Here is a 13,138-nt window from a genome sequence, read left to right as displayed (position 1 = left end):
TGCCAGTTGGAATAAAAGGGACTCATGAAACGCCTGCTGCTACCTGCGGTAATAGCCGCGCTGATGATCGGCGAGGTACACGCCGAGTCCTTCACCATCTCCGATATCCGCGTCAACGGACTGCAACGAGTATCGTCCGGCAGCGTCTTCGGTGCCCTGCCGCTCAACGTCGGCGAATCCGTCGACGACAATAAGTTGGCCGAAGCCTCCCGCTCGCTCTTCCGTACCGGATTCTTCCAGGACATCCAGCTGGGTCGTGACGGCAACGTCCTGGTCGTGAACCTGGTCGAGCGTCCCTCCATTTCCAGCATCACCCTGGAAGGCAACAAGGCGATCTCCAGCGACGACCTGATGAAGGGTCTCAAGCAGGCCGGTCTCGCCGAAGGCGAGATCTTCCAGCGCGCAACGCTGGAAGGCGTGCGCAACGAACTGCTGCGCCAGTACGTCGCCCAGGGCCGCTACTCCGCCAGCATCGACGCCGAGGTGGTGCCGCAGCCCCGTAACCGGGTGCAGCTGAAGATCACCATCAACGAAGGCGAGGTGGCGACCATCTCCCACGTCAACGTGGTGGGCAACACGGCCTTCGCCGAGGATGACCTGACCTCCCTGTTCGAGCTCAAGCCGAGCAACTGGCTGTCGTTCTTCCGCAACGATGACAAGTACTCCCGGGAAAAGTTGGCGGGTGACCTCGAGCGCCTGCGTTCCTATTACCTGGACCGCGGCTACATCAACATGGACATCACCTCGACCCAGGTGTCCATCACGCCCGACAAGAAGCACGTCTACATCACGGTCAACGTTAACGAAGGGCAGAAGTACACCGTTCGTGAAGTCAAGCTGTCCGGCGACCTCAAGGTGCCGGAGGAAGAGCTGCGCAAACTGATGCTGGTCCAGCCGGGCCAGGTCTTCTCGCGCAAGGTCATGACCAGCACCTCGGACCTGATCACCCGCCGTCTGGGCAATGAAGGCTATACCTTCGCCAACGTCAACGGCCTGCCCGAGCCCCATGACGACGACCACAGTGTGTCCCTCACCTATGTAGTCGATCCGGGCAAGCGCGCCTACGTCAATCGCATCAACTTCCGCGGCAACACCAAGACCGAGGACGAGGTGCTGCGTCGCGAGATGCGCCAGATGGAGGGCGGTTGGGCCTCCACCTACCTCATCGACCAGTCCAAGACCCGCCTCGAGCGCCTGGGCTACTTCAAGGAAGTCAAGGTCGAGACGCCCCAGGTACCCGGTACCGACGACATGGTCGACGTCAACTACAACGTCGAAGAGCAGCCGTCGGGCTCCATCACCGCCAGCATCGGCTTCGCCCAGAGCGCCGGTCTGATCCTCGGTGGTTCCATCAGCCAGAACAACTTCCTGGGCACCGGCAATCAGGTCAGCATCGGTCTGACCCGTTCCCAGTACCAGAGTCGCTACAACTTCAGCTTCACCGATCCCTACTTCACGCCGGATGGCGTGAGCCTGGGCTACAACATCTTCTATCGCAGCACCGACTACAGCAAACTGTACGACAGTGACGTTTCCTACTACTCGATCAACAGCCTGGGTACCGGTGTCACTCTGGGCTATCCGATCAGCGAGACCTCGCGCCTGACCTATGGTCTGAGCGTGCAGAACGACGAGATCAATCCCGGTACCTACAGTGCCGACGAGATCTATGATTTCGTCGAGCGCGAAGGGGACAATTTCACCAACTTCAAGGCCAGCATCGGCTGGTCGAGCTCGACGCTGAACCGTGGCGTCCTGCCCACCCGTGGGGCCTCCCAGAGCCTGACCGGCCAGATCACCATCCCGGGCAGCGACCTGAGCTTCTACAAGCTTGACTATCGCGGCCAGCTGTTCACCCCGCTGACCGACAATACGGCGCTGCGCTTCCATACCGAGCTGGGTTACGGCGACGGCTATGGCAGCACCGATGGCCTGCCGTTCTACGAGAACTACTATGCCGGCGGCTTCAACTCGGTACGGGGTTTCGAAGACAGCAGCCTGGGGCCGCGTACAACGCCTCCGCAATATAAAGATCCTGAAAGACCTGAATTGGGTACCAAGTATGGCGCCCAAGGTCAGGGCTATCGTGATCGGGAGAACGACGAGGCCTTCGGTGGCAACGTCCTGATCACCGGCGGTATGGAATACCTGTTCCCTCTGCCTTTCGTGAAGGACCAGAAGTCCCTGCGGACCGTGCTCTTCTGGGACGTGGGTAACGTGTTCAGCACCAAGTGCTACCTGAACTCGACCAAAAACTGCGGCGACGTCAGCTTCTCGAATATGGCCAGTTCCGTCGGCGTTGGCGTGACCTGGGTCACCGCCCTCGGTCCGCTGAGCTTCAGCCTGGGCGTGCCGGTCAAGAAGCCGAGCAACTCCGATCCGCAGGTCTTCCAGTTCTCGCTGGGTCAGACGTTCTGACCCAGGCTACACCTTTGCGCTTTACGCAGGAGTCAACTGTGCACAAGTACACCCGCTACGCTCTGTTCGCTGCCGTTCTCGTCGCCGCTCCGGTGTTCGCCGATACCAAGATCGCTGTCCTGAACTACCAGATGGCCCTGCTGGAATCCGACGCCGCCAAGAAATACGCGGTGGATTCCGAGAAGAAGTTCGGTCCCCAGCTGAACAAGCTCAAGGGTCTGGAAAGCTCCGCCAAGGACATCCAGGACAAACTCAACAAGGGCGGTGACAAGATGGCCCAGGCCGAGCGCACCCGCCTGGAGAACGACTTCCGCCAGAAGGCCCGTGACTTCCAGTTCCAGTCCAAGGAACTCAACGATGCCAAGGCGGCCTCGGATCGCGACATGCTCAAGCTGCTCAAGCCGCGCCTGGACAAGGCCGTGGAAGAGGTGCTGAAGAAGGGTGATTACGATCTGGTGCTCGAGCGTGGCGCCGTGGTGGACGTGAAGCCGCAGTACGACATCACGCGCCAGGTCATCGAGCGCATGAACGCGGGTCGTTGATGAGCCATAGCACCTTTACGCTGGGCGAACTGGCGCAGTGGCTGGAAAGCCGCCAGTTGACCGTGGAGTTACGCGGTTCGTCCGAGCGCCTGGTGACCGGTCTGGCTACCCTGCCCGAGGCCGGTCCTGAGCAGTTGAGTTTTCTCGCCAATCCGCAGTACCGCCGGTACCTGGCCGACACCCAGGCCGGGGCCGTGCTGCTGACGGAAAAGGACGCCGACGGCTACACCGGTGACGCCCTGATCCTGGCGAATCCCTATCTGGCCTATGCGCGCCTTTCCCATCTGTTCGATCGCAAGCCGCGCAGCGCAGCCGGTATCCATCCCACCGCACTGGTCGCGGCGGATGCCCAGGTCGATCCGACGGCGGCCATCGGTCCCTACGTAGTGATCGAGGCGCAGGCGCGCATCGGCGCCGGTGTCAGTCTGGGCGCCCACTGCGTGGTGGGTGCGCGCAGCGTCATCGGTGCCGACAGCTGGCTGGCGCCGCGGGTCACGCTCTATCACGACGTGACCATCGGCGAGCGTGCCGTGGTGCAATCGGGTGCCGTGATTGGCGCCGAGGGCTTCGGTTTCGCTAACGAGCGCGGCCAGTGGCAGAAGATCGCCCAGCTGGGTGGCGTACTGATCGGCGACGACGTCGAGATCGGCGCCAACACCACCATCGACCGGGGCGCCCTGGCGAACACGGTCATCAGCAATGGTGTGAAGCTCGACAACCAGATCATGATCGCGCACAACGTCCAGGTCGGTGAGCACACCGCCATGGCCGCCTGCGTCGGCATCTCTGGCAGTACCAAGATCGGCAAACACTGCACCATCGCCGGCGGCGTGGGCATGGTCGGTCATATCGAGGTGTGCGACCACGTGTTCGTCACCGGTATGACCATGGTGACCCGCTCGATTACCGAGCCTGGCGCCTATTCCTCCGGTACGGCCATGCAGCCGGCCGGCGAATGGAAGAAGAGCGCCGCGCGGATTCGTCACCTCGACGACATGGCCCGCCGTCTGCAACATCTGGAAAAAATCGTTGCTACCGTGACCTCGCGGGATGACGCTGCTTCTGATGCTTGATTCTGCATCGGATGTTTCCCCTTTCTGAACAGGCCTTCCCCGACCATGATGGACATCAACGAGATCCGTGAATATCTCCCGCATCGCTATCCCTTTCTATTGGTGGATCGCGTGCTGGAGCTGGATATCGAAGCCAAGCGCATTCGTGCCTACAAGAACGTCAGCATCAACGAGCCCTTCTTCACTGGCCACTTCCCCCAGCATCCGATCATGCCGGGCGTGCTGATCGTCGAGGCCATGGCCCAGGCTGCCGGCGTGCTCGGCTTCAAGATGATGAATTCCTCGCCGGCCGATGGCACCCTGTACTACTTCGTCGGATCGGATAAGCTGCGGTTTCGCCAGCCGGTGACGCCGGGCGATCAGCTGATGCTTGACGCTCGCTTCATCAGTACCAAGCGCGGCATCTGGAAATTCGAATGCCACGCCAGTGTGGACGACAAGCCGGTCTGTTCGGCTGAAATCATCTGTGCGGAACGCAAGCTATGACGTTGATTGACCCCAGGGCTATCGTCGACCCCAAGGCACGGCTCGCCGCCGATGTCCAGGTCGGCCCCTGGTCGATCATCGGACCGGATGTCGAGATTGGCGAGGGGACCGTCATCGGGCCTCACGTCATTCTCAAGGGTCCGACCGTGATCGGGCGTCACAATCGTATCTTCCAGTTCTCGTCGATCGGCGAGGATACTCCCGACCTCAAGTATCAGGGCGAACCGACCCGACTGCGGATCGGCGATCACAACACCATCCGCGAAGGAGTCACCATCCATCGCGGTACCGTGCAGGATCGGGAAGAGACGACCCTTGGCGATCACAACCTGCTGATGGCCTATGTGCACATCGGCCATGACAGCGTGATCGGCAATCACTGCATCCTGGTCAACAACACGGCCCTCGCCGGGCACGTGCACGTCGACGACTGGGCGATCCTGTCCGGCTATACCCTGGTGCATCAGTTCTGCCGCATCGGCGCCCACAGCTTTTCCGGCATGGGCACGGCCATCGGCAAGGACGTACCGGCCTATGTCACGGTGTTTGGCAATCCGGCCGAGGCCCGCAGCATGAACTTCGAAGGCATGCGCCGCCGGGGCTTCTCGGCCGAAGCCATCAAGGAATTGCGCCGCGCCTACAAGGTGGTCTACCGCCAGGGCCTGACCGTCGATGACGCCCTGCGCGAGCTGGAACCCGTGGCTCAGCAGTTTCCCGAAGTGGCGGTGTTCCGCGATTCCATCCTGAGTGCGACGCGTGGCATCACCCGCTGAGTTCGCCCAGCGCCCGCTACGCGTGGCGCTGGTGGCAGGGGAGGCATCGGGTGATCTGCTCGGCGCCGGTCTGATGCAGGCGCTGCGTGCGCAGCATCCGAATATCTCCTTCATGGGCGTGGGCGGTCCGCGGATGGAAGCCGAAGGGCTGGTGTCCGAATTTCCCATGGAACGCCTGGCGGTCATGGGGCTGGTCGAGGTGCTCGGCCGCCTGCGGGAACTCCTGGGTCGGCGCAAGGCGCTGATCAGTCAGTTGCTCGACGCCTGTCCCGATGTCTTCATCGGCATCGACGCCCCGGATTTCGTCCTCGAAATCGAAGCCCAGCTGCATCGCGCCGGCATTCCGGCCGTGCACTATGTCAGTCCCTCGGTCTGGGCCTGGCGGCAGAAGCGGGTGCTGAAGATCCGCGACGGCTGCGACCTGATGCTGACCCTGTTTCCCTTCGAGGCGCGCTTCTACGAAGAACAGCAGGTACCGGTGCGCTTCGTCGGCCATCCACTGGCCGATACCATCCCTCTGGACAGCGACCGCCTGGCGGCCCGGCAGGCCCTGGGTTTGCCGGAAGAGGGGCAGGTCGTCGCCCTGCTGCCGGGCAGTCGCGGCGGTGAAGTAGGGCGCCTGGGTGCCCTGTTCCTCGACGCCGCCGCCCAATTGCTGGCCGTACGTCCTGGTGTGCGCTTCGTTCTGCCCTGTGCCAATGCCGCGCGGCGGGCGCAGGTGGAGCAGCTGCTGGAAGGCCGGCCGCCGCTGCCGCTGCTGCTGACCGATGGGCGATCCCATGAGGTGCTGGCCGCCTGTGATGGCGTGCTGATCGCCTCGGGCACCGCGACCCTGGAGACGCTGCTGTTCAAGAGACCCATGGTGGTGGCCTATCGGGTGGCCCCGCTGACCTATCTGATCCTCAAGCAGCTGGTGAAGAGTCCCTACATCTCGCTGCCCAACCTGCTGGCCGGGCGCAAGCTGGTGCCCGAGCTGATCCAGCACGAGGCGACGCCGGAGCGGCTGGTGGCCGAACTCCTGCCGCTGCTGGAGCAGCCGCAGCAGCAGACCGACAGCTTCGCCGCCATCCATCACAGCCTGAGGCGCGATGCCTCGGTCCAGGCGGCCGCTGCCGTGCTGGATCTCCTGCGGCAACGTGGCTGATGCAGCTGGGCCTGGATTTCAACCTGGTCGAGGCGCTGGTCGCCGGCGTCGACGAAGTCGGTCGCGGTCCGCTGTGCGGCGCCGTGGTCACCGCCGCAGTGATCCTCGATCCGGGCAAGCCCATCCTCGGCCTGAACGATTCGAAGAAGCTGTCGCTGGCGCGCCGCGAAGCCCTGTTCGACGAGATCCAGGAAAAGGCCCTGGCCTGGTGCGTGGCCCGCGCCGAGGTCGCCGAGATCGACCGGCTGAACATCCTGCACGCCACCATGCTGGCCATGCAGCGCGCGGTGGAAGGCCTCCAGGTGCAGCCGCGGCTGGCCCTGATCGATGGCAATCGCTGTCCCAAGCTGGCGGTGCCCAGTGCGCCGGTGGTGAAGGGCGATAGCCAGGTCCCGGCGATCGCCGCGGCGTCCATCCTGGCCAAGGTGACCCGCGACCGCGAGATGCAGGTGCTGGATGCCCTCTATCCGGGCTATGGCCTGGCCGGGCACAAGGGCTATCCCACCGCCGAACATCTCGACGCGCTCCGGCGCCTGGGGCCCACGCCCATTCACAGGCGCTCCTTCGCGCCGGTGCGGGACGCCTGGCACGCCCTCGAGACCCAGGCCTCCACCCAGATCATCGCCACCTACTGACGGCCGTCGCGGCGTTCTGACCCCGGGTCGACAATCCAGTACAATCTCGCGCCTCATGCATCAAGGGGTCTCTGCCATGTCCGCATCCTTCGTCCACCTGCGTCTCCACACGGAATACTCCCTGGTCGACGGGATCGTGCGGGTGAAGGGGCTGGTCAAGGCTGCCGAAGCCGCCGGAATGCCGGCCGTGGCGGTGACCGACCAGGGCAACCTCTGTTCGCTGGTCAAGTTCTACAAGGCGGCCATGGGCGCCGGGATCAAGCCCATCGCCGGCGCCGACATCTGGCTGGCCGGCCGCGAAGGCGACGCGCCCCTGAGCCGCATGACCCTGCTGGTCATGAACGCCAAGGGCTATCGCAACCTCACCGAGTTGCTGTCCCGTGGATTCCAGGAAGGCCAGCAGGACGGTCAGATCGTTATCCAGCGCGACTGGGTGAAGGACGCCAGCGAAGGCCTGATCGCCCTGTCCGGTTCCAAGGAGGGCGAGATCGGCCTGGCGCTGCTCGAAGGCGACCTGGCGCTGGCCGATCAGCTGTTCGAGGAATGGCAGCAGGTCTTCCAGGATCGCTTCTATCTGGAGGTGCAGCGCACCGAGCGAGTCGGTGACGAAGAGCACCTGCATGCCGCCGTGGCTCTGGCCGATCGCTGCGGGGGCGCCCTGGTGGCGACCAACGACGTGCGCTTTCTCAAGGCCGAAGACTTCGAGGCCCACGAGACCCGCGTCTGCATCGGCGAGGGCCGGCCGCTGGACGATCCCCGGCGCGAGCGCAAGTACAGCGACCAGCAGTACCTGAAGTCGGCGGCCGAGATGGCCGAGCTGTTCAGCGACCTGCCGGAAGCGCTGGAAAACACCGTCGAGATCGCCAAGCGCTGCAACATAGAGATCCAGCTGGGCAAGTACTTCCTGCCCAACTTCCCGATCCCCAACGGGATGACCATCAACGACTACCTGCGCCATGTGTCCTTCGAGGGCCTGGAAGAGCGCCTGGCCGTGCTCTGGCCGCGCGAGACCACGCCGAACTACGAGGAAAAGCGCCAGGAGTACGTCGACCGACTCAACTTCGAGCTCGACATCATCATCCAGATGGGCTTCCCCGGCTACTTCCTCATCGTGATGGACTTCATCAAGTGGGCGAAGAACAACGGCGTGCCGGTCGGCCCCGGCCGGGGCTCGGGTGCCGGCTCCCTGGTCGCCTACGTACTCAAGATCACCGACCTCGATCCGCTGGCCTATGACCTGCTGTTCGAGCGCTTCCTCAATCCCGAACGGATCTCCATGCCCGACTTCGACGTCGACTTTTGCATGGACGGTCGCGACCGGGTGATCGAATACGTGGCCGACCTGTACGGCCGCGAGGCGGTGAGCCAGATCATCACCTTCGGCACCATGGCCGCCAAGGCGGTGGTGCGCGACGTGGCGCGGGTGCAGGGCAAGTCCTATGGCCTGGCCGACCGCCTGTCGAAGATGATCCCCTTCGAAGTGGGCATGACCCTGCAGAAAGCCTTCGAGCAGGAGGAGCCGCTGCGCGACTTCCTGGCGACCGACGAGGACGCCAAGGAAATCTGGGACATGGCCTTGAAGTTGGAAGGCATCACCCGTGGCACCGGCAAGCACGCCGGGGGCGTGGTGATCGCACCGACCAAGCTGACCGACTTCTCGCCCATCGCCTGCGACGAAGACGGCAACGGCCTGGTGACCCAGTTCGACAAGGACGACGTCGAGCAGGCCGGTCTGGTCAAGTTCGACTTCCTTGGTCTGCGCACCCTGACCATCATCAAGTGGGCGTTGGAGACCATTAACCGCACGGAAGTGGAGGAGGGGCGCGAGCCGCTCAACATCGACTTCATCCCGCTGGACGACAAGCCGACCTATGCCCTGCTGCAGAAGGCCGAGACCACCGCCGTCTTCCAGCTGGAATCCCGCGGCATGAAGGAGCTGATCAAGAAGCTCAAACCGGACTGCCTGGAGGACCTCATCGCCCTGGTGGCGCTGTTCCGCCCCGGTCCGCTGCAGTCGGGCATGGTGGACGACTTCATCAACCGCAAGCACGGCCGCGCCGAGCTGGCCTATCCGCATCCGGACTACCAGTACGAAGGCCTGCAGCCGGTGCTGGCGCCCACCTACGGCATCATCCTCTACCAGGAACAGGTGATGCAGATCGCCCAGGTCATGGGCGGCTACACCCTGGGCCAGGCGGACATGCTGCGCCGCGCCATGGGCAAGAAGAAGCCCGAGGAGATGGCCAAGCAGCGCGGCGGCTTCATCGAAGGCTGCGCCAACAACGGCATCGATGCGGAGCTGGCCGGCAACATCTTCGACCTGGTGGAAAAATTCGCCGGCTACGGCTTCAACAAGTCGCACTCGGCGGCCTACGGCCTGGTGTCCTACCAGACCGCCTGGCTGAAGACCCACTATCCGGCGCCCTTTATGGCCGCGGTGCTGTCGGCGGACATGCACAACACCGACAAGGTGGTGATCCTCATCGAGGAATGCCGCCACATGAAGCTGCGCATCGATACGCCGGACGTGAACATCTCCGAGTTCAAGTTCACCGTGAACGACGGCGGGCGCATCGTCTACGGCCTGGGCGCCATCAAGGGCGTGGGCGAGGGGCCGGTGGAGGCCATCGTCGAGGCGCGGGCCGAAGGCCCCTTCAAGGACCTCTTCGACTTCTGCGCGCGGGTGGACCTCAAGCGCATCAACAAGCGCACCCTGGAAGCCCTGATCCGCTCCGGTGCCCTGGATCGCCTGGGTCCGCACTACCATGACGAGCTCAAGGCCTATCAGGCGACCATCGACCAGAATCGCGCCGTGCTGCTGGCCGCCATGGAGGAGGCCATCGCCTCGGCCGAACAGACCGCCCGCAGCCACAACAGCGGCCATGTCGATCTCTTCGGCGGCGTCTTCGCCGAACCCGAGGCCGACGTCTATGCCAACCACCGTCGCGCCCGCGAGCTCAATCTCAAGGAGCGCCTGCGCGGGGAAAAGGAAACCCTGGGGCTGTACCTGACCGGTCACCCCATCGAGGAATACGAAGGCGAGGTGCGCCGGCTGGCGCGCCAGCGCATCGTCGACCTCAAGCCGTCGCGCGAAACCCAGACCGTCGCCGGGCTGATCGTCAACCTGCGGGTGATGAAGAACAAGCGCGGCGACAAGATGGGCTTCGTCACCCTGGACGACAGGTCCGGGCGCATCGAGGCCTCGCTGTTCGCCGAAGCCTTCAACGCCGCCCAGGCGCTCTTGCAGACCGATGCCCTGGTGATCGTCGAGGGCGAGGTCAGCCAGGACGATTTCTCCGGTGGCCTGCGTCTGCGCGCCAAGCGCATGCTGGGGCTGGAAGAAGCCCGGACCGCCCTGGCGGAAAGCCTCAGGATCGCGGTGCGTAGCGAGGCACTGGCCGGCGACCGGCTGCGCTGGCTGGGCGAGTTGTGCGGCCGTCATCGCGGCGCCTGTCCGGTCACCATCGACTACCAGGGCCCCACCGCGCGGGCGCTGCTGCAGTTCGGCGAGAACTACCGGATCGACCCGGCCGATGGCCTGATTCAAACCCTGCGTGACCAGTTCGGCAGGGAGAACGTCTTTCTGAACTATCGTTAAGTCCGAGCGCCTCGTGCGCTTCGTCCCAACCCTCGCCAGCGGCGGGTGCCGGTGACGTGGCAGGAGTCTCGACCTGTCCCGTCCGATCCCTTAAGGTAGGCGCCCCGGCCCTTGGCTCTAGATTGCACTAACGGATGCCCATGAACCCGAACTATCTCGATTTCGAACAGCCCATCGCCGATCTCCAGGCCAAGATCGAAGAACTTCGACTGGTCGGTAACGACAATGCGCTGAACATCAGTGACGAGATCGCCCGGTTGCAGGAGAAGAGCCAGGCGCTCACCAAGAGCATCTTCAGCGACCTGTCCAGCTGGCAGGTGGCTCGTCTGGCGCGTCATCCGCTGCGTCCCTACACCCTCGACTACATCAACTACCTGTTCAGCGATTTCGAAGAGCTGCACGGCGACCGCCACTTCGCCGACGATCCGGCCATCGTCGGTGGCATCGCCCGCCTGGACGGCCGTCCGGTGATGGTCATCGGCCACCAGAAGGGTCGTGAAGTCCGCGAGAAGGTCCGCCGCAACTTCGGCATGCCGCGTCCGGAAGGCTATCGCAAGGCCTGCCGCCTGATGGAAATGGCCGAGCGCTTCAAGATGCCGATCCTGACCTTCATCGATACCCCCGGCGCCTACCCGGGCATCGACGCCGAAGAGCGTGGCCAGAGCGAGGCCATCGCCTGGAACCTGCGCGTCATGGCGCGCCTGAAGACCCCCATCATCGCCACCGTGATCGGCGAGGGTGGTTCCGGTGGCGCCCTGGCCATCGGCGTCTGCGACCAGCTCAACATGCTGCAGCACTCCACCTACTCGGTGATCTCGCCGGAAGGTTGCGCCTCCATTCTCTGGAAGACCGCCGAGAAGGCGCCCGATGCCGCCGAGGCCATGGGCATCACCGCCGAGCGACTGAAGAGCCTGAACATCGTCGACCAGGTGATCGACGAGCCCCTGGGTGGCGCGCACCGCGATCCCCAGGCCATGGCCAACAGCCTGCGCACCGCGCTGCTGGAACAGCTGGACGAACTCAAGGGCTACGACATGCCGGCGCTGCTGGAGCGTCGCTACGAGCGCCTGATGAGCTACGGCATCGCCTGATCCCGCCCCTATGAGTCTGCTGGATCGGCTGCGCGCCCGCCTGGAGCGGCAGCCGCCCACCCGTCACTGGCGGGTGGGCTTTTCCGGCGGACTCGATTCCACCGTTCTCCTGCATCTCCTCGCGCAGCTGCGCGAACAGGGGTTGCTGGCCGATCTGCAGGCGGTGCATGTGCACCATGGTCTGCAAGCCGCGGCGGATGCCTGGGTCTCGCACTGCGCCCGGGTCTGCCAGGGGCTGGCAATCCCGCTCGATATCCTGCACGTCCACATCGATGGCGCCGCCAGTCTCGAACGGGCTGCCCGCGAGGCGCGCTATGCCGCCTTCGTCCGGGTGCTGCCCAGGGAGGGCTGCCTGGTGCTGGGCCAGCATCGCGACGATCAGCTGGAGACCCTGCTGCAGCGGCTGGTGCGCGGCGCGGGGGTCAAGGGCCTGGCCGGCATGCCCGAGACCCGCTCCGTGGCCGCCGGTCGGCTCTGGCGGCCGTTGTTGGACGAGCCGCGGCGCGTGCTGCTGGCCTATGCCGAAGCCGAGGGGCTGGACTGGATCGAGGATCCCAGCAATGCCGATACCCGGCTGGATCGCAATTACCTGAGGCACCAGGTGCTGCCGCGGCTACGCGACCGCTGGCCGGGCGTCGATCAGGTCATGGCGCGCAGTGCCCGGCATCTGGCCGAAGCCGACGAATTGCTCGGTGAACTGGCCAGCCAGGATCTGCAGCAGGCTCGGCGGGCCGAACAGCCTTTCCCCTGGATCCCCTTGCCCAGTCTGGCCCTGGCGCCCTTGCAGTCCCTGAGCGAGGCACGCCAGCGCAATGCCCTGCGGGTCTGGCTGGACAGCTTCACCCGCCAGCCCGACAGCGCCCACTGGGCCGGTTGGCAGGCATTGCGCGAGGCGGGCGAGGCCGGCGATCCGGTCTGGCGTCTCGAAGGTGGCAGTCTGCGCCGGGGGGCAGGGCGGATCTGGTGGGTGCCCGCGGCCTGGCAGGTCGCGCCGTCACCCCGGGCCATTAACGGGCAGGAAACCACCCTGGAACTCCAGGGGAATGGTCGCCTGCGATTCAGCGTACCGGTCGTCGCATCCGGCTGGCGAATCGGCTATCGCCAGGGTGGCGAGCGGCTGGTCGTACCGGGTCGCGGCAGCCGCGATCTCAAGCGTCTGCTCAACGAGCAGGGGGTGCCGCCGTTCCTGCGCGGCCGATTGCCGCTGCTCTGGCGCGGCGACGAACTGCTGGCGGTGGCCAACCTGCCCGGTCTGGATGGGCTGCCGGGGGGAGGGCGGCTTGAGTGGCAGCCCGCAGACGGCATGGGCGGGTTTGAGCTGGGATGACCTTTAGGCTAGACTACGCTCCCGTCTTATATCGCATTTTCCGCTCGCCCC

Annotated in this window: 10 protein-coding genes; all 10 read left to right on the top strand. The window is 64.6% G+C overall.

What is annotated here, in order from left to right; all coding sequences use genetic code 11:
* Nucleotides 1–24: 24 nt before the first annotated feature.
* The 10 genes from bamA (at nucleotide 25) to tilS (ending at nucleotide 13,087) form a co-directional block, all read left to right on the top strand.
* A complete protein-coding gene (bamA, locus tag EC839_RS06795) occupies nucleotides 25–2,418 on the top strand; it encodes an outer membrane protein assembly factor BamA (RefSeq protein ID WP_132832483.1) in 2,394 nt (797 codons plus the stop codon).
* A 38-nt stretch (nucleotides 2,419–2,456) separates the two neighbouring features.
* On the top strand, nucleotides 2,457–2,960 hold the full coding sequence (locus EC839_RS06790; protein ID WP_007159485.1) for an OmpH family outer membrane protein: 504 nt from the start codon (nucleotides 2,457–2,459) through the stop codon (nucleotides 2,958–2,960).
* On the top strand, nucleotides 2,960–4,033 hold the full coding sequence (gene lpxD, locus EC839_RS06785) for a UDP-3-O-(3-hydroxymyristoyl)glucosamine N-acyltransferase (RefSeq protein WP_007159484.1): 1,074 nt from the start codon (nucleotides 2,960–2,962) through the stop codon (nucleotides 4,031–4,033). The genes EC839_RS06790 and lpxD overlap by 1 nt, the downstream gene beginning before the upstream one ends.
* 45 nt (nucleotides 4,034–4,078) lie before the next feature.
* Entirely contained in the window at nucleotides 4,079–4,519 is a 441-nt protein-coding gene (fabZ, locus tag EC839_RS06780) for a 3-hydroxyacyl-ACP dehydratase FabZ (protein WP_007159483.1), read from the top strand.
* Nucleotides 4,516–5,292, top strand: coding sequence for an acyl-ACP--UDP-N-acetylglucosamine O-acyltransferase (lpxA, locus tag EC839_RS06775; RefSeq protein WP_007159482.1), 777 nt, complete (start codon nucleotides 4,516–4,518; stop codon nucleotides 5,290–5,292). The genes fabZ and lpxA overlap by 4 nt, the downstream gene beginning before the upstream one ends.
* Nucleotides 5,276–6,436, top strand: a complete 1,161-nt coding sequence (lpxB, locus tag EC839_RS06770; RefSeq protein WP_039975393.1) for a lipid-A-disaccharide synthase — start codon at nucleotides 5,276–5,278, stop codon at nucleotides 6,434–6,436. Before lpxA ends, lpxB begins: the two co-directional genes overlap by 17 nt.
* On the top strand, nucleotides 6,436–7,071 hold the full coding sequence (rnhB, locus tag EC839_RS06765) for a ribonuclease HII (protein ID WP_007159480.1): 636 nt from the start codon (nucleotides 6,436–6,438) through the stop codon (nucleotides 7,069–7,071). Before lpxB ends, rnhB begins: the two co-directional genes overlap by 1 nt.
* A 76-nt stretch (nucleotides 7,072–7,147) precedes the next feature.
* Nucleotides 7,148–10,669: a DNA polymerase III subunit alpha gene (gene dnaE / locus EC839_RS06760; RefSeq protein WP_007159479.1), complete on the top strand. Its 3,522-nt coding sequence runs from the start codon at nucleotides 7,148–7,150 to the stop codon at nucleotides 10,667–10,669.
* Nucleotides 10,670–10,809: 140 nt separating this feature from the next.
* Complete coding sequence (locus tag EC839_RS06755; protein WP_007159478.1) at nucleotides 10,810–11,760, top strand: acetyl-CoA carboxylase carboxyltransferase subunit alpha; 951 nt, start codon at nucleotides 10,810–10,812, stop codon at nucleotides 11,758–11,760.
* A 10-nt stretch (nucleotides 11,761–11,770) separates the two neighbouring features.
* Nucleotides 11,771–13,087 (top strand): tRNA lysidine(34) synthetase TilS, encoded by a 1,317-nt coding sequence (tilS, locus tag EC839_RS06750; protein ID WP_007159477.1) that lies wholly within the window; start codon nucleotides 11,771–11,773, stop codon nucleotides 13,085–13,087.
* Nucleotides 13,088–13,138 lie beyond the last annotated feature (51 nt).

This window comes from Pseudomonas sp. JUb52 (assembly GCF_004341115.1).
GTDB classification, from domain to species: Bacteria; Pseudomonadota; Gammaproteobacteria; order Pseudomonadales; family Pseudomonadaceae; genus Chryseomonas; species Chryseomonas oryzihabitans.
The sequence above is the reverse complement of the archived record's forward strand: the minus strand, read 5'-3'. Positions and strand labels throughout refer to the sequence as shown.